A 23,289-nucleotide genomic window follows, 5' to 3' on the forward strand; every position below is an offset into this window, starting at 1 on the left:
CGCGGGTGTAGCTCAATGGTAGAGCAGCAGCCTTCCAAGCTGAATACCCGGGTTCGATTCCCGGTACCCGCTCCACTCCCTTTCCACCGATAGCCCCATTATCCGCAGGCGCTTAGGCGCCCTGCGATGGTATCCCCGGCTGAATGCACAGCCGCCGGATACCACCGGGATACCACCTCGATGAGCGGTCATATGGGTGCTTCGGCTCCGGTCTCGCCGCCGTTCGAATGGGTCGCGGGCGATTTGCGCGTCGTGTTGGAGCCCGAGCCGATTGGCCACTGGACTCAGCGCGCCGCGGCTGGAACAACCTTCAGTCGACACGACCAACGCTAGGCTGGCTCTTGATCACGCTGGAGCATGCGCAGGAGGCCATCTCGCTTGCCTACGTCCATGCCCTCGCCGGCGCGGCCGGGCTGAACCTCGCGCCGCCTACGACCTTCGACTACGGGATCGACGGGACGTTCCATCCGGTGAAGAATGTCGGAGGGAGGCTGATCCAGTCCGCCTTCCCGGTGGAATTCCAGATGAAGTCCACGACCGTGTGGCGCCACGAGGGCGATCACGTCGTCTATGACCTGTCTGCCCGGGCGCACCACATCCTCACGGACCGGGAGCGTGGCCAAGCCATGGCCATCCTCATCCTGCTCTGCATGCCCCCCGAGGCCGTGGACTGGGTGGTGGGATCGGAGGAGCACCTCCATCTGCGACGGTGCTGCTACTGGTACCGGCCGCCGGGGCCGCCGACCGAGAACACAGCGACCGTTCGCATCCGCATTCCGAGAACCCAGGTCCTGACGGCGGACAGCCTTCGAGCGATCATGGCGACCGCCCGCGCCGAGGCGCTGGCCCTATGACAGCGCCGGTCGACATCATCGAGGGCGTCCCGCTCGGCTCCCTGAAGCGCTACCTCGCCAAGACCGGATGGCGGTCTTCCGTCCTCCGCGATGGGGCCGTGCTTTTCGCGAAGGGCGACGGGGACCCGGTCGAGATCTTCCTGCCAGCCACCCCTCAGGTCCGTGACCTGCGTGAAAGGCTGACCTCCGCGCTCGTGACCCTCACGGACATGGAGGCGAGACCGTTCGACGTCGTCGCCGCGGCCATTCGCGCGATCTCCTATGACCTCGTCCGCTCGCGCCTGCCGGTCTCACCCATTCGGCAGGACACCATCCGCCTCGGAACAGCCGAGGCGTTCATCAAGCGGATGCACGGAGCGCTCGAAGCCGTGGCCCATGCCGAGCTGCACGTAGGCCCGTTCTATCAGCGCGTCAGCAGCGTAGCGTCTAGGTACGCGGACGACTGCCGCTTCGGCCACACCTTCAGGGGCAGCTTCGGATTCACGGTCGAGTCCCCATGCGGCTCTCGAACGCTCGATGAAGGCGAGGTGGAGACGCTGGCGCTCGGCGGCGAGCTCGGTGCGCTGCCCCTGGAGCGGAGGGCGGTCCAGCGCTTGGCTAGGGGCCTGCGCATGGTCGAGGCGGCCATCGAGCAAGAGGATCCTGCGATGATCGCGCAGGGCTATGCGACCGGCCTCAATGCCAACGCCGTCGAGGAGATCACCGCCCTGGTCGCCGAGCCGCAGGTCAGTGAGTTGCACTTCCAGATCCTGTTCTCGCCGGAATGGGGCGTGCCGCCGGAACTCGGCGACGCCCCGTCGGTGACGCTCAGTCAGGCCCGAGGAGTGGCCGTGCTGCAGGAGGCGGCGAAGGTCCTCCGTGCCGTCGACTACGAGCGTCGAAGGACCATCGTCGGCCGGGTGCGGACGCTGCATTCAATGGATACGCCGGCCGACCTCTACAGCATCTCCGGCCTGCAGGACGTCATTGTAGAATGGGAGAGCGAAGAGTTCGGTCGGCGCAACGTCCGGGTCAGCCTCGGCCCGGAAGAGTACCTCCAGGCCGTGGAGGCACACACCGAGGGGCGCCCCATCTCGGTCTACGGCGAACTCGACCGGACGAGGCAGTGGCGGCTCGACAACGCCCGTGACTTCAGGCTGCTGTAGGCTCAGCGCCGCCGTCCCGGCTCGACCTTGGCCCCGCCATCATCTCCAGCCCGGTCCTGAGAGCCTCGAAACTCATCGGCTCCATTTGGATGGACCCGGACCAATCGACGGCGATCCTGCACGCCGGTCGGGGTGCCTGCTCCGCTAGAACCGCCTCCCGGGACACGAGGCCATGCCGTAGTGCCGTACGCATGGCTTCCATCTCACTCTCCACGCTGACCCGCGGGCGCCGGGTAAGCCACCGAACCGGGGCCGCCATCGCGCCCACGACGGACTGGTAGCGACGCAACCGCCGTACGTCGGCTGGCGTGACGACCTGCCCGCCCCCACCGCCGGGATGCCCACTAGGGCTCCGGGGCACTGACGGGGGTTCGCGCGGCCTAGGGCTCGTGTCCGGCGTCAGGCTGGCCTGGGCGAAGCCCGTCATAAGACGCTGCTGGACGGTGGGTTCTGGCAACGGGTGGTCACGCCTCACCCGCTCCAGTTCCCGGACCGCCCATGGGCTCAGGGGCGCGCCGCCAGAGGAACCGTGTTGGTCAAGCGGGGCGTAGTAGCCCCGCGCCGGGTCAACGATGATGCGGTCGCTGGTGACCTCATGGCTGCCCCACTCGAACCATGTGTCAGCGCGCTCGTACGAGACCACCGGACTACCGGTGCCGATGATCGCGTCGGCCATCGACTGCATGGTGAAGATGCCGAATGGCGGTTCCCAGCCACCGGCTTGCCGGTTGCGACGCTCCTCGGCCCGGCGTTCGTACCGGGCGTGTATCTCCGCCCGTACTCGTTCACGCTCCTCCCGCACGCGGCGCAGGCGTTCCTCGTGTGCCAGTCTGAGAGGCTCCGGCGCCTTGTCCGGCCGCCATGTCATCCCGTCGGCGCCGGTAAGGGCGAATTGGTCTCGGACCGCCAGGACGCAGCCGGCGCTGAGGAACGCCGCGACGAGATGGCGGAACTGGCGACAGGCCCACGCCGACGGGTCCGAGTTCATCGGCCCCTTAGCTTCGGTGACGCTCGCACTGTCCCTGTCGTACGATACGTCGACCTCGACCAGCAGATAGCTGACGCCATTGGCCTGGCGGAGGGACCACAGCCCGTCCGATACCATGTCCTCGTCGCCGGCTGTGCGGCTGCCGTAGCCCATGCTGTCGAGGCAGTTGCCCATGCAGGCGCCCTCGCGCTTGAGGGCCTGCTTGGTGACGAGTCGGACCCAGTAGCCGCCGTCGTCGGCCTCAATGCGGTCGGCGGTGCCCTTGTCGGTCGCGGGGGTGCGCTCAGACATGGAAGGACCCCACCGCCGGCAGGTCAGCACCCTCTGTCGGCGATCTCCGTGCCTCCGCAGCGGCGGCGCGCCGGGCGGCCCGGTTCGGCCCCTGCTCCGTGAGGCCGGCGAGCGCGCGAACCATGGGCGTCACGTGCACCATCCTCATGGCGAACTCTTCGGTGGTCTCGATGCGCCGCGCCACGTGCCTCGCGTACTCACGGACGCCGACGCGCGTCAGCTTCAGGCGCTTGCCCAAGACGTCGATCTTGCCGTCGGGGCTCAAGGCATCCTCGTCCCCGTGCGCCGCGACGGCGCGCGCTAGACCGTCCAGTTCGTCGTCCCTGAGCATGTCGTGATCCCTTCCCACAGGGATCGTGCCCCCGACATGCCGATTCGGCCACAGGGGCGCTTGACGGCGGGGGAAGTTTCGGTCTTGGATTGAGTCGGTTCCCGCTCCGGTGGGGGCAAACCAACCGACGGATACTACGACCGCTTCGTTCCTGTGCCTTCCGTCGGCGGGAGGGCAAACCACTCCAGCCCTGCTTTAGGGTGACCGTTACGCTGATCCACCCGCTTGCGGGTGGGCAAACCCGGACTGGCAAACGCTCAGGCCAAGTCGATGTGACCCTCCCGGTGGGAGGGCGAACCACGTGACGACAGCGGCCGACCAAAGACCGCGCCAACCTCCCCGTGGGAGGGCACACCGAATGGGGCTCGCCGCGAGGCGGGCCTTTTTCGTTTCGGGGCTTGCAATCCCATTAATGTCGCTTTAAGTATGACATTACCGCCGCGGCACCGCCGGGTGGAACGACCAAGGGATCGCCATCATGTCCAAGTCCTACGTCCGCATCTCCACCCAGGCCGACGACCACTTCTTCGAGGTTGAGACGAAGGAGGCCGCGCTGGCCGAGTTCGCCCGCTGCGCCGGGTACGACTCCTACGCCGAACTCGCCGACACCATCGGCAAGACCCCCGACGAGGCCATGGCCGACCTCGTCATCGACCACGTCTCCGCCGCCGACATCGTCCGCGACATCGCCAACGAGGCCCTCGCCTCGGACCCGGCCGAGGACGGCGTCGACCCGTTCGCCAGCGCCCGCGACTGGGCGGACTGGTGCATCAAGGGCGAGGATGGCGACGTGGTCCACTCGCTCGCCCAACTCCACGGTCTCGACGCCGACCCGCTGGTCAAGGCCCTGCGGGACATCCTCTCCGAGCGGGACCTCGCCGCGATCAACGCCGGTTTCGCCGCCTGAGCGCGACGCTCCCTTCTCCCCCGTCGGTCACCGGCGGGGGAGCGGGGAGCGCCGACAGGGCGACTTCCCCGCCGCGGGTCCTCCGGGTGGGCCGACACCGAGGATCGAGACCATGTCCGAGACCACTATCGACACCGCCATCGCCGCCTGGAAGGCCGCGACCACGAAGTCCGGCCGCGACGTCGCCGCCGAGGCCATCGAGCAGCACATCGCGCACCGGACCCCCGAGGATGGGGACTACCAAGCCGCCACGGCGGAACTGCTCGCCCGTCTGGAGGCGGAGGCCGGACCCCTCGGCAAGGAGCCCGGTGTCTACGATGACGACACCTTGCTCGACGGAGACGCCAGGCTCCCCCACGTGTTCGTCCACCTCGACGGCATGGGGAACGAGGCGCGCTACTGGTACATCGGCCTGGAGACCTACGAGGTCCACGATTACGACCGGGACCGGCGGGCGTGGATCGGGCGCGGCACGAACCGCTACGCCGACGACACCACCGTCGAGGACTTCCTCGCGCTGCAGGACGTCGACTGACCGCCCCACATCTCGAATCCCCTATACTCAGGGCGGTCCCGGCCGGGGCCGCCCTTCCGCATGCCGGGAGCCACCTATGCCTCGCCTCGTTCTCCGCCCCATGCCCCAGCCGCCCCGGGGCGCGTGCATCGGCACCCTCGACGGCGAGCCGCTTATGCTCGTCGGGCGGGACTACCACGTCGGTGATCGGGTCATCCCCCAGGCGGAGATCGGCGAGGACCTCGTCGAGGCCGTCGACGACGCGGCGACGCGCGTCCTCGGGCACGAATGGGTCACCTCCCTCGCCAGGCTGATGCAAATCAACCGGCGGTCGACGTCCAAGGACCGCATCGCGAAGTCGGGCCTGCCCGAGTACACGCTCCTGTTCCTCGGCGAGGCCGCGGCGCATGACCACCCGCGCGCCCTCGGTCATGCCCTGCTGTGCGTCGTGGAGCTCCAGGAGGCGCACACGACCGCGACGCACACGAGCGGGCGCCCGGCCGCCGTCGACATCGCCGAGCGAAACTCGGCGACCGCCACCACGTACCGCCGCGCCCTCCACGTGCTCGACGAGGTCCTGGCCGAGCGCGAAGCCTTCCGGCGTCGGAAGGACCCCGAGTGGGATTACAGTGGCAAGCCCTTAACCGACCGGTAGGGAATCCCTGCTACTATGGTGTCTGAGCTGCGCCTGCGGAACGTCCGAGGCGACTGGCCAAGGGGACCGAACATGACCAAGCGCACGCCTTTCGAGGCAGCGGCCGCGTTGATGCGCGCCGAGATCCAGGCCGCCAGTCGGACCACCCAGAAGCGGGCCGAGGACACCGTCCTCAGCGCGCAGGACCTCATCCACGGGGCCGTGCCGGACGAGCCACTCCGGCAGGCCGAGCTCGCCGCCCGCGCCGCCCTGGCCGCGCCGCTTCCCTACAGGCTGGGACACGAGGTCCAGGACGCCCTCGTGGCCGTCGCCGCAGACGCTACGCCGCAGGGGCTACGTCAACTCGCCTGCGCGTGCGACGCCGTCCTCCAGGACGAGGACACCGTGCCTGTCTCGCGCATCATGCACATGCAGTGGCGCGACCACTCGGCCGGTATCCTCATGCTCCTCGGCGACCGCACCGGCGCCCGCATGATCGCCCGCCGCGCCTACGCCATGATCGAGAAGGACGACCACACCTCGCTCGGCTACTACGAGACGTGGACGACCCTCGTCGAGGCCCTCGACGTCGCTGCCCATGGACGGGGCCCGGAGGACCAGCCGGACTACGCCTACAAGCCCGTCCGCCGCCAAAGCGCCAGGCTCATCGCCCAGCAGCACCTGGCGATGCTGGCCGAGGTCGTGCTGCTGCACGAGGCCGCGACGGACATGCTCGTCTTCGAAGCGGACCCCGACGTCGTGGACATGACCGACCTGGAGCGGCCCGGCCCGCTGCGCAGGGCGCCCCTCCGGCCCGCGCCCAAGGCGTCGCCAAAGGCAATCCAGCCGGCTGGGTCCGAACCCGAACCGGAGCCCGGCCCGGCCCTGCGTCCGCTCGTATCGGGGAGCCTGGATCATCTCAAGGGCGGCCCCCTCAAGGATTACCGTCTGAGCGCCACGCAGCCCCTCCGGTCGGTCCCCGTTCCCGATCTCGCCGAGGTCCGCGAGCGGCTCGTCGAGGGCATGCCCTGGGCCGCGTCCGGGATCGCCCGCATCCTCGCGCCGCTCGCCGGCCGGGACCGGGTGGTCTTAGGACCGTACCTGTTCGTGGGCGGCCAGGGCACGGGCAAGACCGAAGGGGCGGTAGCCGTCGCCGAGGCCCTTGGCCTGCCGACCACGGTCGTGCCCTGTGGGGGGCTCGGCGACGGCATGTGGGGTGGTACGTCGCGAGCGTACTCGACGGCGCGCATGAACGGGGCCGGCCAGCAGATCCTGACGTTCGGCTGCATGACCGTCGCCACGGTCCACGACGAGTTCGATAAGTGCGCCCGGTCCGATCACAACGGGTCGCACCACTCTGCCCTTTTGGGGATGCTCGAACCGACGCGGCGCCACGTCTACCACGACCCGGGTTTGGAGGCGGCGTGCGACCTGTCCGGCGTCAGCTTCCTGGCGACGGCCAACTCCGTGGAGCCGCTCAAGGGCCCGCTGCTGGACCGGTTCACGGTCGTCCAGTGGCCCGCCCCGCGGCGCCAGGACCTTCCCGTCGTCGCGCGCGGCATCCTTCGGGTGCTGCGCCGGGAGGGAGGCCTGGATGCGGCGTGGCTACCCGATCTCGACCCCTCGGAGCTCCGGGCCCTGGACGGCTGGCGCGGGGGCAGCATGCGCCCGCTCCGCCGGGCAATCGAACGGCTGGTCGCGCTTCGGTCCGACCCGCGGCTGGCCAACTGAGGGAGGGGAAGATGCAGAACAACGACACCGATCTCGCCCTCCGTCGCCAGCAACTCCGCGTGCTCGGGCTCAACGTGACCCGGTGGGCCATGGCAGGCGAACTGAACGGCGCCGACGCCCTGGCCGTCGTCGAGGCCATCCGCGCCGTCCGCGACGCGCTGCCCGAGGCCCCCGTCGAGACCGAGGAGGCCTCCGATGCGGCAGCCTGAGGAGGACCTCCACGCCATCCGCGACAGCGTCCACTCCGCATGGGCGACCCGCCGGGTCTGCGGCCTCATCGGCATCGCGATGACGCTCCGGGTCGAGCGCATCATCGCCCTGGACGAGGCCGGCCGGATCAGCCGGTCGGACGCTGTCCGGATGGCCCGGGAGGCGGAGGCGGTGGCGCTGTGCCTCCCCCCTCTCCCGAGGCTGTAGAGGCGTACTGGAACAGGACGCGGCGGTTGTTTTCGGTCCGCCGCGACGGTCGCGTCGTCGCCCACGTGCCCGCCCTGACGCTCGCGGGCTGCCGGTTCCGAGCCTCGGAGGCCGGCCGGCTGAGGTGCCTGCAGCAGGGGTCTCGGGACGTTCATGCAGTCGTGACCGGCGAACCCTGCGAGGCGCCCAGGCCCGCCCACGCGGTCCGCGTCGGGTACCGCCTGGAGGAGCCCGGCTTCCGGCGCCGGGACACCGGCCAGGTCATCACCCGCGCCGACCTAGTCTGGCTGTGCGCCGACGGCTCGGCATGGGCCCTCAACCCTTCCTGAGAGAGCCTCCAAGAATGCGCACCCTGATCCTTGCCCTCGCGGTCGCCAGTCCTTCGGCTGCCCTCGCCGGCGACCTCTTCCCGACGTTCGACACCGGCTGGCGGTGGGCCGTCACCGAGCCCGCGCCGGGCGGCCTGCAGCGCTACGGTTATGTCGACGGCGAGCCTGGGCGCCCCGGTTGGTGGCGCGTCCGCGTCGAGTGCGGCCTCCAGGATCCCCGCACCGGGAAGGTCCTCAAGCGCGTCATCGGGACCGGCGAGGGTACCCGCGGGCGCATGCCCGGGTTCGGGGGTCGGTGGGACCTGCCCGATGGCCGGTGCGGCTCGTACATCGTGACCCAGGACGACAAGAACCCCGAGAACCTGTCGCTGTACGGCGAGATGGACGGGGTCAGCGAGTGCCCCCGGCGTGGCGTGGGCGCACTATCGTCCGGGGACTGATCGCCTACCGTGCCCTCGCGGGTTCGGCCCGGGAGGGCACCATGCGGGATTCGGACTTCGCCTTCGTGGTCGCCCTCTACGTCGTCGGGGCGGCCGTCACGGTCTACGCGGCATACCCTCAGCACGACGTCGGCATCTCGCGTGCTGACAACGTGCGCACAGATGCTGACGGGGCAAGGCACAAGCCCCTCAAGCAAGAAACCGCGAATTATTTCGGGGTCAGCCTGCGACCGGCTGAGGCTTCACGACCGGCATCGAGCTCGCGTCGTACCGGTCCATGACCGCCAGGACGCCGGGGCTCCCGCGCCGGTTGTCGATCAGCGTCCCGGCCTCCTGGGCATCCCGGACGATGGCGAGGCAGCACATGGCCGACGCCAGGTGGGAGACCCCGGTCTGCTCGTCGATCTCCTCGCCGGCGCGCCACCGGAGCATGTGCCGCTCAAGGGCCGCGACGTAGGTCTCGGCCTCGACCGGTTGATCGCGCCAGTTCCAGCGTCCGTACGCCTTCGCCGGGCAGTCGGCGCCGAGCCCGAGCACCGCCGCCATCTTCACCAGGGCGATGGGCGGGATGAGGTCCATCGGCAGCTTGCGCAGGCCGGCGGCCGTCTTCGGGTTCTCGCTCACGCGGCGGACCATTTCAGGTGGTTGCGGACGGCCATGGCGGCGATGGCGAGCGTCGCCGGCAGGAGTCCCCACGCACCCGTCGAGATGATCCACGTGCCCCACAGGGCCTGGTTGCCGAGGGTGACGAGCCAAGCGGCCGGATGCCGGTTCCCGGCCAACCACATGCCGGTGAGCGTCACCGCCGACAGGAGCCAGGGCAGGTAGGTTGCGATAATCGCAGCAGCGCCCAGACCAGCCACGCCACCAGGGTGACGAACACGACGGCGGCGAGGCGCGCGAACGCGGACAGCATCCCTCCGAAGTCGAAGGCGCCGCCATGGGGCCGGGGCATGGGCATGAGGAACGCCCACGCGACGGCGGCCAGCGTCACGGCGAGGGGGATGCCCCAGAGGCCGATGGTGATGGTCATGGTCCCGTCCCCACGATGGTCGGGCGGCGGTCCGCCTGGATGTCGGCGAGCAGGTCCGGGCCGAACCACTCGTCGACCGCCTTACGGAACGGCTCGCAGTCGAGGAGCGATGGGTACTCGTAGACGAACGCCCGCATGGCGACCGGGGCGCCCGCCTCGACGACTGCGTCCGTGTCCTCCGCCCAGCGGGCCTTGGACATCGCGCCGCCCGTCACCGCGTAGATGAGGTGCTCCAGGTTGCTGCGCGTCTGGTTCGCCTCGTCCACGAGGTCGCCCAGGGTCATGCCGTCGACGGGATGCGAATGCAGCCCGAGGGCCTCGACCACAGCGTCGTCGGTCTCGTCACCGACTAAGAGGACGGTCTCGCAGGTGATGGTCACTGAACAGCTCCCTTGATGTTGACCCGATGGCGGCAGACCTCGCCGTCCTCGGCGTGGAAGGTGACGGCGTTCAGGGCCCGGCTGGACCGGTACCCGCCGGCCGCGGCGTGGGCGTCCTTCCCGGCCGGGGACGAGAATGATTCGACGCGGACGGGGCCGCACTCCTTGGCCGTCTCGTGGTGGATGTGGCCGAAGAACATGTGCCGGTGGTCGGTCTCGCCCCAGTCGCGGGCGCGATCCGTCGCCAGCATCATGGCCATTTGCTGGGGCTTCATGGTGTGCCCGTGGGTCGCCCCGAGCAGACACTTGCCGAAGCGGCGGAACCAGTGGTCCCCGGGCGCGCCGGCGACGGTCACCCGCTCGTGGTCCTCGAAGTAGAGGTCGAGGGCGACCGCGAGGGTCTTCGCCGCGTCCTCGTCGTGGTTGCCCGGGAGGAAGGCGACCTCGACCCTCTCGTGGCGTTCGGCGACGGCCTTCGACAGGCCGACCGCTAAGCGGGCGCCGATGTCGTAGACCTTCCGCCAGCGACCGTCGGCGTCGAGGGTGTGGCCCGACCGCGGGGTGACGTTCCGCCGGTCGTTCATGTGGAAGTAGTCGCCGAGGAACAGGATCACGGCATGACGGGACGGGGGCGCCATGGCGAGCAGCCGGGCGAGCTCGCGCCGGGCCATGTCGGCCGCGATGCGCAGGTCGTAGCTCTCCCCGCACTCGAACGCCCACGCCAGCATGCCGAGGTGCAGGTCGGGGATCACGTAGACCGTCAGGAGGTCCTCGTCCTGCGCGGCCGGCGGCGTCGCCAGGACCGCGGCGCCCCGGGCATCGAGCATGGCCTCGCGGAGGGACGCGGCGAACGCCACCGGGTCGGCCCCGGCCTCCCTCGTCTTCACCCACTGCTGGGTGACGCGCCCCTCGGCATCGAGGAGTTGGCTGACCCCCTTCACCACGTGGCCGGCGGGGACCTCGCCCTTGGGTCCCGGGGCCTTCGCCTGGGTGACGAACCGGCCCGAGACCTCGCCGTCGGCGTCGAACTGGGTGGTGGTCCGCTTGACCGCGAACCCCGGCAGGACAGGGTTGAATCCCAGCAGCCCGCGCTCGGCCGCCCAAGCCCGAACCGTAGCGAAGCGGTCTTCACTACCTTTTTCCCGCGCGGGTCCGGAGACCTTGGAAACCCTGAACCGGACGGTCGCCTCGGGCATGTCGAGCGCCTTCGCGGCACCTGCGAACGAGCCGGCGGCGAGGTAGGCGGAGACGACCGCCTCGGTGGTGACGGGGGTCATCAGCGGGTCCTCAGGTAGGCGGCCCATGTCAGCCGGTGGGAGACCTTGGCGAGGGCACGGCGCCAGTCGTGGTCGGCGTAGCGGGCGGCCGGGCCCTTGGTCGGGCTCATCGACCGGAGCAGCGCGATCTCGGCGCGCAGGAGGGAGCGCTCGGCGGCGGTCATGCGGAGCGGTCCTTCTGGATGCCCCGGGCGTCCATCCAGGCGCGGAGCCAGGCGAGGAAGCGGGGCGTCTCCTCGACGCTGACGAGGCCGGCCTTCCCGTCGCAGAGCACGCCGCGGCGGGACGGGAACAGGACGATGCCGGTCGCGGTCACCGCGGCGACGTAGCCATCGGCGCCCTCCTGACCGGGGACCTGCGCGTCGGTCAGCCACTCGGCGATCCCGGGGGCGACGCTCGCGGGCAGGACCCGGACGACGGCCTCGGGCCCGGCGATCAGGCTGATGGCGTCCATCCCCTGCGGGACGGGCCTGCACGCCGCGGCCGCCGGGGACGCCGCGAGGAGCACGACGAAGGCGGCCGCGGCGCGCATCAGGACCTCCGCCTGGTGGTGGCGGTCCACGCCGGGACGAAGGTCATCCCCTCCAGCCTGTCGAGCCGCTTCTCGTTCCGGGCCTCGGTCCGCTCGATCCGCTGCCGGATGAGGTCGTTGTCCCGCTGGGCCTGGGTCATCAGGCTCGTGACCTCGGCACGGGGGACCACCGCCTGCTGCAGGGCAGCGACCTGCGTCGCGATGGCGTCCTGCCGCTGGACGAGCGGCTCCCGCCAGCCGGAGCCGATGAAGGCCATGCCGCCCATGCTGGCCACGACGATGGAAACCACGAGGGCCCAGTTCGTCTTGTCGCGCTTCGAAAGCTCGGAGGCGAACGAGGACCGGTCCGCGTCGATCTTGTCGGCGATGCCGCGCACGGCGCCGACGAGGTCGCGCACGTCCTGCCCGAGCGCGGCGAGGCCGGCCTCGGTTCGGGCAAGGCGGACCTCGTAGTCCGTCGCGGGTGCGGGGGCTGCTCCGGCGCTCACGGCGTGGTTCTCCCGAAGGCCGCCACGACGGCCTCCATCCATCTGAGGGCCCGGTCCCCGCAGGCCGTCTTGGCCCGGTCGAGCAGCTTGGCGTCGGCGATGATCCGGACGGCGTCCCGGCGGCCGAAGGCGCGCTCGGGGATCTCCGGGAACTCGCGGTGGATGCAGGCCTCCAGGTCCGCCGGGACGGGCGGCAGGACCGGGCGGGTCGAGACGTCCGGGGCCCCGGGGCTGCAGGCCCCAAGGGCGAGGCAGGCGACGAGCGCCATGGCGACGTGAGCGCGCATCACAGGCCCCTCAGCAGGCGTGCGTCGTCGTCGCTCGCGCAGGCCCCGTCGGGGGTCCGGGCGAGGTGGCGCTGCAGGTCGGCGAGCCGCTTGGCGGAGGCCTTCGCGGCGGCGTTCGCCGCATCGGCGCGGGCCCGGTCGTCGGCCGAGACCTTGTTCGCCTCGGCGACCTGGCGGCGCTCCTCGCGCAGCGCGGCCTCGGCTCGGTCCTTCTCCCGCTGGAGCGTCCGGGCGGCCTCGGCGGCGAAGGCGTCGTGCGCGCCCTTGGCCTGCCCGGCCTGGTACAGGGCCGCGCCCACCAGCAGGACGATGCCGGCGCCGATCAGCGGGCGCCTCAGCCAGGAGGGGAGGTAGGCGGTCGCGAGGACGGCCAGGGCGATGAGCCCGATCCCGCCGATGCCGGCCAGCGTGGCGGCAAAGGAGAACGCCGTCCAGCCATGGGAGACGATGGTCGCGAGCTCGCTCACCGGCGCTTCCTCCGCTTGGCGGGCTTCGGCGCCGGGGCGCGGATCGCGCGGATGGCCGCCTCGAACTGGGGGTCGACCACGCGGGAATCGGAGGCGACCTCGCCCGAGCCGACGAGGGCGACCATGACCGGCGAGGCGCCCTGGTCGAGCCGGGGGCACATCGGGCCCGCGAGGGCAACCGCGACAGCGATGGGGGCGAGGCCGCACATGGTCAGACCCCCTTCAGGCAGAGGGTGCGCTCGGCCTGGCGGCGCTTGACCAGCCCGGCGAGGACGCGGCCCTTAGCCTTGTCGTAGAGGAGGAAGGCGTTGCAGGCGGCGCGGCGGTCGCCGGCGTTGTAGTGGCGCACGACGCTCGACCGGCAGAAGCCACCGGTGCCGATGTTGTACGAGAGCGAAAGCGCGGCCGCGTAGAAGTCGTCGGCCATGGGGCGGGTGACGCAGGCCTCGATGGCCGGGGCGAAGTCCCGGCCGAGGCGGTCGACGAGCATCGCCTGGCACTCGGCCAGGGTGAACTGCTGCCCCATGCGGACGCCCTTGGTCTCGCCGATGCAGACCGTCGGGATTCCCACGCTGTCCCGGTAGGCCGTGGTCCGGACGCCCTCGAACTGGGTGATTGTCCCGACGCACAGGGTGGCGAGCGTCGTGCCGACGATGAAGCGCTTCGAGACACGCCGGCGGCCGGCCGGGGCAGTGGCGACCACCGGGACCACGATGGGGGCCGCATGCGCCGGGGCGAGCGGGGCGGCGGCGACGGCGGCGGCAAACGCGGGGCGGCGCAGCCGGGCGAGGATCGGGCCGAGCATCAGGCGTCTCCCGGGGTGGTCGAGGGAGCCGGGCCGGATACGGCCTCCTGCGCGATCAGGCGGGCCCCGAGGGCGGCGAGCGCCAGGACCATGTTGAGGGCGGCCAGCGTCCCGGGGCGGACGAGCTCGGAGCCGGAGAAGAAGGACACGCCGGTCTGGGCGGCATCGAGCACCGTCGCCAGGATGAGGAACCGGACGCTCCACGCCTTGGTCAGGACCTTGTCGATGTCCTGGACCGGCCGGAGCTTGGACAGGGCGGCGAACATCACTGGTTCCTCGGGCTGACGGTCCACTGGGCCGGCCACGCCATGGCGAGGCGGGCGGCGTCCTCGGCCGCGAGGCCGGTCCAGTAGGAGGGGATCGAGCGGGCGGCGGCCGCGCGGGTGACCGCGAGGGCCTTCTCCTCGTTGGGCGACAGGGCCCGGCGGACGACCGTCGGCTTCGGCGCCGCGGCGGAGCGGGCTTCCCGGACGATGCGGGCCATCTCGGCCGCGACGGCGAGCTTGCCGATCAGCATGGCGACGGGGTTGCGGCGGCCGGACATCAGTCGGCCTCCCGGTCGTGGACGGTGGCGAGCTCGCGCACGCGGTCACGGAGCCGGCGACGGAGCCGGAGGTGGGCGGCTTGGTAGTCCTCGGTGCCCCAGCCGACGTAGCTCTCGGTGGCCTCGGCGACGGCGACGTAGTGCTCCAGGCGGTCGCCTGAGACGCGGGCGACGTAGGCCGTCGCGGTGAGCGCATGCCCGCCGGGGATCGCCCGGCACGTCTCGTCGCTCACCTTCAAGAGGGAGAAGTCGAGGGCCATCAGGCAGCCCTCCGTCGGGTCGACGTGCGCACGCGAGGTGCTGACTGCGTGCGCACAGATGTGCACGCGGTAAGGCACAAGGCCTCCGAACCATGGGACGCGACTTTTTTCGCGACCCCGGCGCGCATCCCGTACCGGGCGATCAACGCGGCCTCGGCCCGGGCCTCGTCCTTCACGCGGCGGAAGGTGGTCTCGGCGTGGGCCGGCCAGAGCCCGCGGGCGGCGGCGAGGCTGGTGCCCTTGTCGGAGGTGACGCCGACGGCGCGCTTCCAGACGTCCGGCCGGGCGTCGTCCCGGGGGATGCCGAGCACGTCGAGGACGGCCAGCACGGCGCCGTAGCGGCGGCCGAAGTTGAACATGCCGGCCACGCCCTGGCGGCGGCCGTCCTTCGCGGCGCCCATAGAGCCGACGAGTTCCACCGTCGCGTGGGATGCCTTGAGCCCGCGCCAGGCGGACGCCAGCGCGGCCGCGTCGATCTCGCCGGTGGCATCGAGCGGGAAGTGGTCGGCGTCGACGAGGCGTCCGTCCCTGTCGAGCAGGGCCCACGCTCCGTTCTTGCCGGGGTCGACGCCGAGGTGCGCCATCAGTGAACCCGCCGGGCGGAGCGGGACGCGAAGTCGGCCGCGATGAGCTCGGCGGCGTCGAGCCCGAAGGCGTCGCAGAACAGGAGCATCCGCTTCTGCGTCATGGCGTCGGCGTTGTGCCCGCGGATGGCGGCCACCTCCTGCCGCAGGCCGCCGTCCCTGCTCTCGTCCTGGCCGAGGAGCACCCGGATCTTCGGGGAGGTCAGCCGCTGCTCGCGGATGTGGCGTGCCAGCCCGCGGACCAGGGCTGCCCGCAGGACGAGGTCCTGATCGGACAGGCGGTAGTGGCCACGCTCGCGGAGCGACCTGGGGGCCTCCGGATGGGGCGCCACAACGCGGATGTCGGACGAAAGTTCCATAGGAATGGATGGAAGACCTCGCGGCCGGATTCGTCCATCGAACTCCAGGGGCTAGGCGCCCCGAGGCACCGTTCGCCCCATCCTTTAAGGGCGCCGCCCAAGATCAGCCTGTGGCATCCTGTCAAACCCTGGGCGCCGCGAGCGCGCGCCCCCGTGTCAACTTTGGCTTTCGCGCGTCGAAGACGCCTCGAACCCCACTTCTTCCATTGACCGTTGCTTGCCGACCCGTACCCTCCACTGCAGGGACGGGACCAAACGGATTCGGTGTGCCAATTCGGTACAGTCGAACACCGTTCAGAAGTCTTCGCCCAGTGATCCATCCCGCAATGAACTGAAACCACTCATTCAAGGGCGAGCAGGTGCGGACTGAAGATTTTCCTGCCTCGGACGCCGCAATCGCGGAAGTGCTGAGGCGTTTCCCGGGTGCCTCGCTCGCGGGCGGCGCCCGTGACGAGCGCGTCGTCGACGAGCTCAACCAAGTCGGACGCCCGGTCTTCGGCGTGGCGGGGCCCGCGTTCCGGTCCATGGGCTGGTCGGTCTTCCCCCAGACCAAGGGCATCAACCAACGGATGCCCGGCATCGCCGACGGCCGGATGATCACCTACAAGGAGTACGTGCACGCGCTGCCGCCGGAGCGGCTGGTGGCGCACTGGGCCGCGGTCTGTCCGGGCCTCAACGTGGCCGCCATCATGGGCCCGGCCTCCGGCGTGTTCGCGGTCGACATCGACGTCACCGACCGGCCGCTCGCCGACCGGATCTACGCCATCGCGGTGCAGGAGTTCGGGCCCGAACACTACGTCCGTTCGTCCGGCGGGGTGAAGGTCGCCATCATCCTCGGCCTGGACCCGTCCGATCCGGTCGAGGCCAAGAGGGCGCTCCCGCTCCTCGACGACGAGGGCCGTTCCCTCGGCGGCCAGGCTGTGGAGATCCTGGCGAACGGCAGCCCTCTCACCATCTGGGGCAACCATCATCGGACCGGCGAGCGCTTCACGTACGGCCGCCTCAACCCGATCCGCGTCGGTCTCGACCGCGTCGCACGGGTCGGCGCCAAGAGCGTCCAGCGGTTCCTGGAGCGCGTCGACGCGGAGGTGGTCCGGCTCGGCAAGGTTAAGCAGTACGACCGCAGCGCCCCCTACGTCGCCACCGGCGAGGTCGAGGCCGCGACGCTCGGCGCCGACGGCATCGTCACCCCCGGCGGCCGCACCTCTGTCCGCGGCGTAACCTACGAGCGGGGCCGCGTGGTCGACGGTCGCGAGGCCTTCCTGCAGCGCCGGGCCGTCTCGTGGATCTCGGCCAACCTAGGCGTCGCCCAGACACCGGCCGGTCGCGCCGCCCTGGCGGCCCACCTGCACGCCGAGGCGGTCGCGACGTTCGAGGGCCTCGGCAGCAGGTTCAGGTCATGGCACGGCGGCTCCGGCGCGTCTGACGTCCTGTCCGCGGCGCGCCTCCGGATCGAATCGGCGCACGCCTACGTGAGGGCGAACCCGAACGTGGTGGCCCGCGTCGGCCGCGAGGAAAACGGTCGCCCGCTCCTCGTCCAGCGCGTCGCCGTTAAGATCGAGACCGAGGCGGTCGGCCTCCGCTGGCTCGGCGAGCAGGCCCTCGGCGGTGTCAGCCTCACCGGCCTGACCGCCACGGACGAGGCCAAGGCGGTGCAGCGTGCGATCCGCGGGCCCGCCGACGTCGACGCGCACCGCGCCGACCGAGACCGCGTGGCGGCCTCCATCAGGACCTCCATCGGCCGCTGGATCGACGAGTGCTACGAGCGGGCCCGGGACCCCCGCATGGACGTGCAGCCCATTCAACTGCTCAAGGCCCCGACCGGCGCCGGCAAGACCTCGACGCTCGTCGAGATGCTCGCCGAGCGGAAGCGGCAGCGCGGCCCGATGGGGCGCCCCGTGCTGGTCCTGATGCCGAGCTACAACAACATCGAGGAGAGCATCGCCCGCGCGAGGGGCTCGAAGGCGACCGCCGAGGAGGTCACCCAGGTGTTCCGGAAGGTGGCCGCGGCGGCCCAGGCCGAGGCGGAGGGCCTCGGCCTCGACGTCGGGGTCCTGACCGGAAAGGAGCGCGGCGGCTGCCGGATGAGCGAGGCCCTGGCGGTGCTCCGTGAGCGGCAGGTCCCCGCGACCGGGCTGTGCGTCGCCGACGACGAGACGGGATTCGAGCGGAAGGCGCGCATCAAGACCAACCGCGAGAACGCCGCCCGGCGCCGCGCCGGGGAGGACGCCGAGGGGCAGAAGAAGGCGCCTAAGGCGTACTGCCACTACCACCCGGACAACCCGGATGAGGACGCCCCGGGCGGCTGCCCGGTGATCCTGGCGCGGCGGGCTCTGGTCAACCGCGACGTGATCTTCGCGCCGCACGCCTTCATCGGGAACGCCTTCCCGAGCGACATCGGCAACGAGCTCGCCGGCGTGGCCATCGACGAGCGCATCGTCTTCGAGCTGCTGCACCACACCGATATGCCGCTGCTGTCCCTGGACCTGCCGCGGGCCCCGCCGCCGATCCTCCCAGCGGACGACCCGACGATGACCGCCGACGGCCTGCTGGCCGAGCGGCTCGCCGTCGTCCGCGTCGTCTGGGAGGCCCTCGCCGACCGGCGCTGCCCCGCGCAGGCCATCTGGGACCACCCCGACAGGGACAACCTGCGCGGATGCGTCGGGTCCGCCAGGCTCGTCTGCCAGCGCGGCCAGAAGGCGGCGATGGAGGTCAAGCCCAACGTCACCGTGGAGCACCTGCTCCGCCTGTTCAGCGCGCCGGGCCAGACGGACATCCGGAAGGAATCCCGCCTCTGGAAGATCATCTCGGAGCGGCTCGACGCGCTCGCCTCGGACGAGGAGCTCCGCAGCCTGGGCGGTGGTGCCATCGACCCCGGCCTGATCAAGGCCCATGGCGCGGTCGACCGCCGGCTGCAGCTTCTCGCGCCCGGCACGACCGGGCGCGACAGCCCGTGGACGATCCGCATGTCCTGGCGGTCGACCCCCAACTTCGCCGGCCTGCCGACGCTGCTGCTCGACGCCTCGGCCGACGTCGAGATGGTCCGGAAGTGCTGGGGCGGCCGCGAGGTCGTCGAGGTCTCGGTCCCGGCCTACCTCCACGTCCGGACCGTCGCCCTCCTCGACGGCAGCTACGCCACGAGCAGCTTCGACGTGTCCCGGGTCGCCGACGAGAAGGCCGCCCGGGCCATCGCCAAGCGCATCGCGGCGGTCAGGCGCGCCGAGAACATCCTGGCGCACGTCTACGGCTCAGGCAGGGTTCTCACGGTCGCGCCGATGCGCATCCGGAAGGCCCTGCGCATCGCCTACGGGGAGGCGCCCAACATCGACGCCGCACACTATGGCGCTTTGCGCGGCCTCGATTTCGCCAAGTGGCACCGCTGCGTCATGACCGTGGGAAGGCACGAATTCCCGGTGTGGGTCGTGGACGCCCTGGCGGCCGCGCTGACGTACGACGACGACGAGCCCGAGGCACCCTGCGACGTGAACGGGGACGGCATCGACCCGGAGACCGGGGCCGCCCGCGAGCCGCATACGGTCGCCCGCACGTATAAGCTACGGGACGGCAGGGACCTGACTATCCCCGTGTCCGAGATGCCCCACCGCTGGGGCCGGGCGGTGCAGCGGCAGTTCCGGGAGGAGGAGCAGCGCCAGGCGATGGGCCGCCTCCGCCCGGTCTACCGCGACTGCGCCATGGAGCCCCCGGTGTGGGTGGCGATGTCCAAGGTCCTACCGGAGGACACCGTCATCGACGCGGTGACCACCCTGGAGAAGATGTCCGACCTCAACGGTGCCGGCAAGCTGCTCGACGCCGTCCGTCGCGTCGGCGTGCTCGACGTCGAGCTCCTGGCGAAGTTGGCCCCGGACCTGAAGGGGATCTACGGCCACCCGGGCGCTGCCCGGAACATCGGGCTCGACCGGCCCGGCGCCGCGGGCCCGTTCGCGGCGGGCTTCGACCACTACGTCGTCAACGCCGACGGCACGGATCGGGAGGTCCTCATCCCGGCCTACCACGAGGACCCGACGAGCGCGGCCGCAGAGGCCTACGACGCGGCCGGCATGTCCGTCCGGGGCGTGCGCCTCGTGGCGTCCGGGTCGGACCCGCAGCGGTCGCAAGTCAAGGCCCTCGACAAGGTCGACGCCGAGCTCGGCGGCCGGGACGAGCGCTACGCCGCCGAGGAAGCCGCCCGCGCCGCCGCCGTCGCCGCCAGGGCCGAGGGCATCCTCGCCGATCCGTGGCAGAAGGTGTTCGACGATGTCGCCCCGAGGTCGACCGGGTTCGACGTGGCGGAGGACGTCGTCCTGGCGACGCAGGCCGTCAGCCTCGTCCCGGAGGAGCCGGCGGAGCCGTCGGCCGAGGCTCCGACCCAGCCGGCCGCGGCCTCCGTCCCGTTCGTGCCAGCCGTACAGCCGCGTCGAGCGCCGCCAGCCCTGTCAGGCCGTCCGGCACCGTCGGCGCCGGCCGCTGCCGCCGGGCCCGCTGCTCTCCCGCCGGCATCACGCGGCCTGTCCGGGCTGCGCGCGCTGCGCGTGACGTCCGAACCCGCGGAAGCGGCCTGAGGGCGTCGTCGAGGGCGAGGTGGAGGCGGAGCGCCGTCGCCTCGTTCCGCCTGTTCCGGACCCACGACCACGTCGCGGCCAGCCCGGCCGCGGCGAGCTCGGTCGCGACCGGCTCCAGGACGAAGCGCGCCAGGTCGGTCGCCTTCGGGTAGCCGTCGACGCCTAGCGCGTCCCGCATGTCGCCGACCGGCACGTCCAGGGCGAGCTTGCCCCCATCCGTCATGCGCGCCCTCCAGGCCTCGGGCAGCCGCTCCGGGGCGGCGAGCCATGCCTGCATGCGGACGTACGCCAGCGGGCTGTAGCGTGAGCGCATTTGCCGCATGCGGTCGAGGTCGATCCATACCGCCGCGCCTTCCGATTCCCCGATGTCGTCCCCCCCGGCCGCGGCCAGCAGCGTCCGCTCGACCAGCACGCGGGCGGGCCCTGCCTTCGCCTTGCGGCCCTTGTCAGTGCGGAGGTCGCCCGAGACCGGCGCCGTCCCCGGACCGGGGTTCTCGCCGAGCAGGTGCACGCGCATGGTCCGGAGGCGCTGCAGGTCGGCGAATACGGCGGCCGGCTCCGCGCCGAGGTCCCGCCGAAGCGCGGCCGGGCTGACCCAGAGGGCGTCGTAGGCGACCTCGCCGGTGAGGCGGTGGTGATCGAGCCGCTCCTCGCGTTCCCAGTTCTCGTAGCGGTCCCAATCGTCCACGCGGGCCGCCTCCCGGGCCAGCAGGCCGAACAGCAGCCGCATGGCCGAGGCGGTCACCTCGACGTCGCCGCGGCCGCCCACGGACACGACGAGGGAGGTGGCGACGGTTCGGGACAGGGGCACGAGGCTCGTCATGCCCGTAGAATGCCCGTTTTCCGGGAAAAGCGCAAACCTACTCGATGCTTGCGGTGATCCCAGGGAGTAAATGAGGGGGGGGATTATAGGGGGGGGAGCCGCTTAGGGAAGTTTAGCCCTCAACCGCGCCCTGCGCAGCATGGGGGAGCCTACCTATGGTCACCTCCCTGAGGCTTCCCGTAGTCGCCGCGCCGCCGTTGGCGTCGAGGCGCCGAAACGTGCTGTGGTGACCTCCGTGCTGGGGGTACCCCCAGCTTTGCTGAAGTTTCTTGGGTCAGACGGGCGGGCGGCACCGGCGTCGCGACAGGCCCGGAGGCATGGCAGGGAGCGCCGTCTGGCGGGGTCGAACGGGCGCCGTGGGTCTTTCCCCATCCGCGCGTGCGAGGGGACGTCTCAGGCCTCCCTGCGCCGCGGTCCGATCTGGCGCCGGCCCGTTGGAAACTTTCGTGTCCGGGTGCTTCAATGTCCGCATGACCCCGATGCCCAGCACCGAGACGCACGAGACCGCCGCGGCCCGCACGGCCCGGCAGAAGCGGGATGCGGCCGACCGCGCCCGCGAGCACCGGGAGCGCCAGCGCTCCGAGATGGAGGCCCTGCGGGCCCGCGTCGCCGAACTCGAACCTCTCGTCGCGCGCGTGGCCGAGCTTGAGGCGCTCGTGACGCACGCCGAGGTCGATTGCCTGGTGGTCGCCGGTCTCGCCAGGGCAATTGCACGCGCCCCGGGGCACCGGCCCGAGGCACCGGTCGCAGGCAGCGTGCAGGTGCCGGCAATCCTCGATCAATGCGGGAAGGCCGGCAGGGCCGCCGGCGGCGACTATGCGTCGTGCGCCCATGCTGCCGGCGTCCGCATTCAGGCGGCGGTCAATCAGTTCGCCCCACGAGCCAGGGCCGCTTGACATGGCCTCGGTTGCCGCGAATCGGCTGATTCGTTATCGTGGCGACGTCTGCCGCTACGACCTTCGGGTGGTTCAGCGACGAGATGGACACTGCCTCAAGGCCCCGAGCCGGCTCGCGCCGCCGGGGCCTCTTTTTTCGGAGCGTGACCCGTGACCGGGCTGGCCGTCGACATCCGCGTCCGGGAAGCCGTCGAGGCGGTGCAGGACGCCTTCACCGAGTTCGGCGAGAAGGCCTTCGCGCGCGCCGTCCAGTACAGCCTCAACCGGGTGACCGTTGAGGCGACGAACCGTTTCCGCGAGCGCATGCCCATCGAGCTCCGGCACGCCAATGCGTTCACGCTGAAGGCCGTCCGGTACGAGCTCGACAAGACCCGGCTCAGCGCGGTCTCGAACCTCGACGACATCGTGTCGGCGGTCTTCCTCCAGCCGTTGCAGTCGACCTGGATGAAGTACGCCTTCGGTGAGACGCACCGACCCGGCGGCGACGTCGGCATCGAGGCGTTCATGCCGAACCAGTCGCAGATCTACATCCCGAACGAGGACGGCCTGCGGGCGAGCTTCGGCATCCGACCGAACGGCGCCGGGAACTACCGCTCGTCCGACATGCGCATCATCGGCCGGGCGCTGGCCGCGGGCTACGAACGGAACACCGGCTACGGCGGGAAGTGGGGCGCGTTCGAGATCAAGCACGGCGACCGGGACGCGGCGCGCCTCGGGGTCGGCGTCCATGCCCGGCCCCCGCGGGGTCTCGCGATCAACGGACGCGAGCGCCTGAAGTCCAAGATGCGGCGCGGGCAGGCCAGCGCGCCCCGGACGCAGTTCACGGCCGCCGGCGGGCGCCAGGTCGACGTGCCGAAGGTCGTCAACATGGACCGCCCGAGGTTGCTGTTCCTCACCCAGCCCGACGCGACCTACAAGCCGCTCCTGACGCCCTCGTGGGAAGACGAGATGCAGCGCGCGGCGTCGCGGATCGGCGACTACATGGAGGAGGAGCTCGTGAACAAGCTGGAGCACGCCGTGGCGAAGGGGAGGAAGGTGCGATGACAATGCGCTGGACTAGGGCAGTCAGGCCGGCCAAGCCTGGCTTGGCCGGCGAGGGTCTCGACCGCATCGTGCGTGATGTTTCGACCGACGACACGATCAGCGAGCTCGATACACGGCTGGACGAGGCCGGGCTGACGGCGAGGCTTTCACCTGACTGGCTGGACGGCCTGCGCCTGCGCAAGCGGAGGCTCATCGACGGCATTCGGTATTCGACACCCGGCGACGCGCTCGATCCCGAGGACGCCGAGGACATCGTCCAGGCCGCGCTAGACGAGGCCCGACAGGCGGCGGGCTAACGTCGGCATACCGTCAGCACGTGGTGTGCGCACAGATGCGCACGGGGCAAGGCACAAGTGGGTTCGACCCCGAA

General features: G+C 71.1%; 33 protein-coding genes and 1 tRNA gene. 15 read left to right on the plus strand and 19 right to left on the minus strand.

Going from position 1 to position 23,289, the window contains the following annotated elements; translation table 11 throughout:
• Nucleotide 1 precedes the first annotated feature (1 nt).
• The 3 genes from A3862_RS04175 (at nucleotide 2) to A3862_RS04185 (ending at nucleotide 1,999) form a co-directional block, all read left to right on the plus strand.
• A tRNA-Gly gene (locus tag A3862_RS04175) sits at nucleotides 2–75 on the plus strand.
• Between the two features lie 266 nt (nucleotides 76–341).
• Nucleotides 342–854: a DUF4365 domain-containing protein gene (locus tag A3862_RS04180; RefSeq protein ID WP_164706333.1), complete on the plus strand. Its 513-nt coding sequence runs from the start codon at nucleotides 342–344 to the stop codon at nucleotides 852–854.
• A 98-nt stretch (nucleotides 855–952) separates the two neighbouring features.
• Complete coding sequence (locus tag A3862_RS04185) at nucleotides 953–1,999, plus strand: hypothetical protein (protein WP_124262917.1); 1,047 nt, start codon at nucleotides 953–955, stop codon at nucleotides 1,997–1,999.
• Here the strand turns inward: A3862_RS04185 and A3862_RS04190 are convergent.
• Both A3862_RS04190 and A3862_RS04195 read right to left on the minus strand, forming a co-directional pair.
• Entirely contained in the window at nucleotides 1,986–3,278 is a 1,293-nt protein-coding gene (locus tag A3862_RS04190; protein WP_111473230.1) for a hypothetical protein, read from the minus strand. The two genes, A3862_RS04185 and A3862_RS04190, sit on opposite strands and share 14 nt — an antisense overlap.
• The gene (locus A3862_RS04195; RefSeq protein WP_111473231.1) at nucleotides 3,271–3,609 is read right to left on the minus strand and encodes a hypothetical protein; all 339 of its coding nucleotides are present in this window, start codon (nucleotides 3,607–3,609) and stop codon (nucleotides 3,271–3,273) included. The genes A3862_RS04190 and A3862_RS04195 overlap by 8 nt, the downstream gene beginning before the upstream one ends.
• A 478-nt stretch (nucleotides 3,610–4,087) precedes the next feature.
• Here A3862_RS04195 and A3862_RS04200 point away from each other — a divergent pair, with 478 nt between their 5' ends.
• The 8 genes from A3862_RS04200 to A3862_RS04235 all read left to right on the plus strand — a co-directional run bounded on the left by A3862_RS04200 (nucleotide 4,088) and on the right by A3862_RS04235 (nucleotide 8,581).
• Nucleotides 4,088–4,516: a hypothetical protein gene (locus A3862_RS04200; protein WP_111473232.1), complete on the plus strand. Its 429-nt coding sequence runs from the start codon at nucleotides 4,088–4,090 to the stop codon at nucleotides 4,514–4,516.
• A 112-nt stretch (nucleotides 4,517–4,628) separates the two neighbouring features.
• Complete coding sequence (locus tag A3862_RS04205) at nucleotides 4,629–5,051, plus strand: hypothetical protein (RefSeq protein ID WP_111473233.1); 423 nt, start codon at nucleotides 4,629–4,631, stop codon at nucleotides 5,049–5,051.
• A gap of 76 nt (nucleotides 5,052–5,127) precedes the next feature.
• On the plus strand, nucleotides 5,128–5,685 hold the full coding sequence (locus A3862_RS04210) for a hypothetical protein (protein ID WP_111473234.1): 558 nt from the start codon (nucleotides 5,128–5,130) through the stop codon (nucleotides 5,683–5,685).
• Nucleotides 5,686–5,757: 72 nt separating this feature from the next.
• Complete coding sequence (locus A3862_RS04215; RefSeq protein WP_111473235.1) at nucleotides 5,758–7,395, plus strand: AAA family ATPase; 1,638 nt, start codon at nucleotides 5,758–5,760, stop codon at nucleotides 7,393–7,395.
• An 11-nt stretch (nucleotides 7,396–7,406) separates the two neighbouring features.
• On the plus strand, nucleotides 7,407–7,604 hold the full coding sequence (locus A3862_RS04220) for a hypothetical protein (protein ID WP_111473236.1): 198 nt from the start codon (nucleotides 7,407–7,409) through the stop codon (nucleotides 7,602–7,604).
• Nucleotides 7,591–7,812, plus strand: a complete 222-nt coding sequence (locus A3862_RS04225; RefSeq protein ID WP_111473237.1) for a hypothetical protein — start codon at nucleotides 7,591–7,593, stop codon at nucleotides 7,810–7,812. The genes A3862_RS04220 and A3862_RS04225 overlap by 14 nt, the downstream gene beginning before the upstream one ends.
• On the plus strand, nucleotides 7,785–8,141 hold the full coding sequence (locus A3862_RS32555; RefSeq protein WP_111473238.1) for a hypothetical protein: 357 nt from the start codon (nucleotides 7,785–7,787) through the stop codon (nucleotides 8,139–8,141). The genes A3862_RS04225 and A3862_RS32555 overlap by 28 nt, the downstream gene beginning before the upstream one ends.
• Before the next feature lie 14 nt (nucleotides 8,142–8,155).
• Nucleotides 8,156–8,581: a hypothetical protein gene (locus A3862_RS04235; RefSeq protein ID WP_111473239.1), complete on the plus strand. Its 426-nt coding sequence runs from the start codon at nucleotides 8,156–8,158 to the stop codon at nucleotides 8,579–8,581.
• A gap of 219 nt (nucleotides 8,582–8,800) precedes the next feature.
• Here the strand turns inward: A3862_RS04235 and A3862_RS04240 are convergent, their stop codons facing one another.
• From A3862_RS04240 to A3862_RS04315, 17 genes are read right to left on the minus strand one after another with little or no spacing between them, the layout of a single operon-like run.
• Complete coding sequence (locus A3862_RS04240; RefSeq protein WP_124262918.1) at nucleotides 8,801–9,205, minus strand: dATP/dGTP diphosphohydrolase domain-containing protein; 405 nt, start codon at nucleotides 9,203–9,205, stop codon at nucleotides 8,801–8,803.
• Nucleotides 9,202–9,384 carry a hypothetical protein gene (locus A3862_RS04245; RefSeq protein WP_111473241.1) on the minus strand — a complete coding sequence of 61 codons (183 nt, stop codon included), beginning with the start codon at nucleotides 9,382–9,384 and terminating at the stop codon, nucleotides 9,202–9,204. The genes A3862_RS04240 and A3862_RS04245 overlap by 4 nt, the downstream gene beginning before the upstream one ends.
• On the minus strand, nucleotides 9,381–9,614 hold the full coding sequence (locus A3862_RS04250) for a hypothetical protein (RefSeq protein ID WP_111473242.1): 234 nt from the start codon (nucleotides 9,612–9,614) through the stop codon (nucleotides 9,381–9,383). The genes A3862_RS04245 and A3862_RS04250 overlap by 4 nt, the downstream gene beginning before the upstream one ends.
• Nucleotides 9,611–9,994, minus strand: coding sequence for a hypothetical protein (locus A3862_RS04255; RefSeq protein ID WP_111473243.1), 384 nt, complete (start codon nucleotides 9,992–9,994; stop codon nucleotides 9,611–9,613). Before A3862_RS04255 ends, A3862_RS04250 begins: the two co-directional genes overlap by 4 nt.
• Nucleotides 9,991–11,271: a metallophosphoesterase gene (locus A3862_RS04260; protein WP_111473244.1), complete on the minus strand. Its 1,281-nt coding sequence runs from the start codon at nucleotides 11,269–11,271 to the stop codon at nucleotides 9,991–9,993. Before A3862_RS04260 ends, A3862_RS04255 begins: the two co-directional genes overlap by 4 nt.
• The gene (locus A3862_RS31365; RefSeq protein ID WP_164706334.1) at nucleotides 11,271–11,435 is read right to left on the minus strand and encodes a hypothetical protein; all 165 of its coding nucleotides are present in this window, start codon (nucleotides 11,433–11,435) and stop codon (nucleotides 11,271–11,273) included. Before A3862_RS31365 ends, A3862_RS04260 begins: the two co-directional genes overlap by 1 nt.
• Entirely contained in the window at nucleotides 11,432–11,803 is a 372-nt protein-coding gene (locus A3862_RS04265; protein ID WP_124262919.1) for a hypothetical protein, read from the minus strand. The genes A3862_RS31365 and A3862_RS04265 overlap by 4 nt, the downstream gene beginning before the upstream one ends.
• Entirely contained in the window at nucleotides 11,803–12,291 is a 489-nt protein-coding gene (locus A3862_RS04270; protein WP_111473246.1) for a hypothetical protein, read from the minus strand. Before A3862_RS04270 ends, A3862_RS04265 begins: the two co-directional genes overlap by 1 nt.
• Complete coding sequence (locus A3862_RS04275) at nucleotides 12,288–12,578, minus strand: hypothetical protein (RefSeq protein WP_111473247.1); 291 nt, start codon at nucleotides 12,576–12,578, stop codon at nucleotides 12,288–12,290. The genes A3862_RS04270 and A3862_RS04275 overlap by 4 nt, the downstream gene beginning before the upstream one ends.
• On the minus strand, nucleotides 12,578–13,045 hold the full coding sequence (locus A3862_RS04280; RefSeq protein ID WP_111473248.1) for a hypothetical protein: 468 nt from the start codon (nucleotides 13,043–13,045) through the stop codon (nucleotides 12,578–12,580). The genes A3862_RS04275 and A3862_RS04280 overlap by 1 nt, the downstream gene beginning before the upstream one ends.
• Nucleotides 13,042–13,254, minus strand: coding sequence for a hypothetical protein (locus A3862_RS04285; RefSeq protein WP_111473249.1), 213 nt, complete (start codon nucleotides 13,252–13,254; stop codon nucleotides 13,042–13,044). Before A3862_RS04285 ends, A3862_RS04280 begins: the two co-directional genes overlap by 4 nt.
• Nucleotides 13,255–13,256: 2 nt before the next feature.
• Nucleotides 13,257–13,850 (minus strand): lysozyme, encoded by a 594-nt coding sequence (locus tag A3862_RS04290; protein ID WP_111473250.1) that lies wholly within the window; start codon nucleotides 13,848–13,850, stop codon nucleotides 13,257–13,259.
• A complete protein-coding gene (locus A3862_RS04295; RefSeq protein WP_111473251.1) occupies nucleotides 13,850–14,116 on the minus strand; it encodes a DUF7940 domain-containing protein in 267 nt (88 codons plus the stop codon). Before A3862_RS04295 ends, A3862_RS04290 begins: the two co-directional genes overlap by 1 nt.
• Complete coding sequence (locus A3862_RS04300; protein WP_111473252.1) at nucleotides 14,116–14,394, minus strand: hypothetical protein; 279 nt, start codon at nucleotides 14,392–14,394, stop codon at nucleotides 14,116–14,118. The genes A3862_RS04295 and A3862_RS04300 overlap by 1 nt, the downstream gene beginning before the upstream one ends.
• Nucleotides 14,394–14,654 (minus strand): hypothetical protein, encoded by a 261-nt coding sequence (locus A3862_RS04305; RefSeq protein WP_111473253.1) that lies wholly within the window; start codon nucleotides 14,652–14,654, stop codon nucleotides 14,394–14,396. The genes A3862_RS04300 and A3862_RS04305 overlap by 1 nt, the downstream gene beginning before the upstream one ends.
• Nucleotides 14,654–15,238: a hypothetical protein gene (locus tag A3862_RS04310; protein WP_111473254.1), complete on the minus strand. Its 585-nt coding sequence runs from the start codon at nucleotides 15,236–15,238 to the stop codon at nucleotides 14,654–14,656. Before A3862_RS04310 ends, A3862_RS04305 begins: the two co-directional genes overlap by 1 nt.
• Nucleotides 15,238–15,597, minus strand: a complete 360-nt coding sequence (locus A3862_RS04315) for a hypothetical protein (RefSeq protein WP_111473255.1) — start codon at nucleotides 15,595–15,597, stop codon at nucleotides 15,238–15,240. The genes A3862_RS04310 and A3862_RS04315 overlap by 1 nt, the downstream gene beginning before the upstream one ends.
• 404 nt (nucleotides 15,598–16,001) lie before the next feature.
• Here A3862_RS04315 and A3862_RS30975 point away from each other — a divergent pair, with 404 nt between their 5' ends.
• The 4 genes from A3862_RS30975 (at nucleotide 16,002) to A3862_RS04335 (ending at nucleotide 23,215) form a co-directional block, all read left to right on the plus strand.
• A complete protein-coding gene (locus A3862_RS30975; protein WP_124262920.1) occupies nucleotides 16,002–20,156 on the plus strand; it encodes a hypothetical protein in 4,155 nt (1,384 codons plus the stop codon).
• 1,293 nt (nucleotides 20,157–21,449) lie between these two features.
• A complete protein-coding gene (locus A3862_RS04325; RefSeq protein WP_111473256.1) occupies nucleotides 21,450–21,875 on the plus strand; it encodes a hypothetical protein in 426 nt (141 codons plus the stop codon).
• A gap of 150 nt (nucleotides 21,876–22,025) precedes the next feature.
• Nucleotides 22,026–22,919: a hypothetical protein gene (locus A3862_RS04330; protein ID WP_111473257.1), complete on the plus strand. Its 894-nt coding sequence runs from the start codon at nucleotides 22,026–22,028 to the stop codon at nucleotides 22,917–22,919.
• A gap of 41 nt (nucleotides 22,920–22,960) precedes the next feature.
• On the plus strand, nucleotides 22,961–23,215 hold the full coding sequence (locus A3862_RS04335; protein ID WP_124262922.1) for a hypothetical protein: 255 nt from the start codon (nucleotides 22,961–22,963) through the stop codon (nucleotides 23,213–23,215).
• Nucleotides 23,216–23,289 lie beyond the last annotated feature (74 nt).

The organism is Methylobacterium sp. XJLW, assembly GCF_003254375.1.
GTDB lineage: Bacteria > Pseudomonadota > Alphaproteobacteria > Rhizobiales > Beijerinckiaceae > Methylobacterium > Methylobacterium fujisawaense.

Coding starts and splice junctions, on each gene's coding strand:
- A3862_RS04305 (WP_111473253.1), bottom strand. CDS start 14,654: ATGGCCCTCGACTTCTCCCTCTTGAAGGTGAGCGACGAGACGTGCCGG.
- A3862_RS04315 (WP_111473255.1), bottom strand. CDS start 15,597: ATGGAACTTTCGTCCGACATCCGCGTTGTGGCGCCCCATCCGGAGGCC.
- A3862_RS04200 (WP_111473232.1), top strand. CDS start 4,088: ATGTCCAAGTCCTACGTCCGCATCTCCACCCAGGCCGACGACCACTTC.
- A3862_RS04295 (WP_111473251.1), bottom strand. CDS start 14,116: ATGTTCGCCGCCCTGTCCAAGCTCCGGCCGGTCCAGGACATCGACAAG.
- A3862_RS04205 (WP_111473233.1), top strand. CDS start 4,629: ATGTCCGAGACCACTATCGACACCGCCATCGCCGCCTGGAAGGCCGCG.
- A3862_RS04265 (WP_124262919.1), bottom strand. CDS start 11,803: ATGCGCGCCGCGGCCGCCTTCGTCGTGCTCCTCGCGGCGTCCCCGGCG.
- A3862_RS04250 (WP_111473242.1), bottom strand. CDS start 9,614: ATGACCATCACCATCGGCCTCTGGGGCATCCCCCTCGCCGTGACGCTG.
- A3862_RS04225 (WP_111473237.1), top strand. CDS start 7,591: ATGCGGCAGCCTGAGGAGGACCTCCACGCCATCCGCGACAGCGTCCAC.
- A3862_RS04235 (WP_111473239.1), top strand. CDS start 8,156: ATGCGCACCCTGATCCTTGCCCTCGCGGTCGCCAGTCCTTCGGCTGCC.
- A3862_RS04215 (WP_111473235.1), top strand. CDS start 5,758: ATGACCAAGCGCACGCCTTTCGAGGCAGCGGCCGCGTTGATGCGCGCC.
- A3862_RS04285 (WP_111473249.1), bottom strand. CDS start 13,254: ATGTGCGGCCTCGCCCCCATCGCTGTCGCGGTTGCCCTCGCGGGCCCG.
- A3862_RS04260 (WP_111473244.1), bottom strand. CDS start 11,271: ATGACCCCCGTCACCACCGAGGCGGTCGTCTCCGCCTACCTCGCCGCC.
- A3862_RS04290 (WP_111473250.1), bottom strand. CDS start 13,850: ATGCTCGGCCCGATCCTCGCCCGGCTGCGCCGCCCCGCGTTTGCCGCC.
- A3862_RS04325 (WP_111473256.1), top strand. CDS start 21,450: ATGACCCCGATGCCCAGCACCGAGACGCACGAGACCGCCGCGGCCCGC.
- A3862_RS31365 (WP_164706334.1), bottom strand. CDS start 11,435: ATGACCGCCGCCGAGCGCTCCCTCCTGCGCGCCGAGATCGCGCTGCTC.
- A3862_RS04210 (WP_111473234.1), top strand. CDS start 5,128: ATGCCTCGCCTCGTTCTCCGCCCCATGCCCCAGCCGCCCCGGGGCGCG.
- A3862_RS04300 (WP_111473252.1), bottom strand. CDS start 14,394: ATGTCCGGCCGCCGCAACCCCGTCGCCATGCTGATCGGCAAGCTCGCC.
- A3862_RS04220 (WP_111473236.1), top strand. CDS start 7,407: ATGCAGAACAACGACACCGATCTCGCCCTCCGTCGCCAGCAACTCCGC.
- A3862_RS04195 (WP_111473231.1), bottom strand. CDS start 3,609: ATGCTCAGGGACGACGAACTGGACGGTCTAGCGCGCGCCGTCGCGGCG.
- A3862_RS04190 (WP_111473230.1), bottom strand. CDS start 3,278: ATGTCTGAGCGCACCCCCGCGACCGACAAGGGCACCGCCGACCGCATT.
- A3862_RS04275 (WP_111473247.1), bottom strand. CDS start 12,578: ATGCGCGCTCACGTCGCCATGGCGCTCGTCGCCTGCCTCGCCCTTGGG.
- A3862_RS04310 (WP_111473254.1), bottom strand. CDS start 15,238: ATGGCGCACCTCGGCGTCGACCCCGGCAAGAACGGAGCGTGGGCCCTG.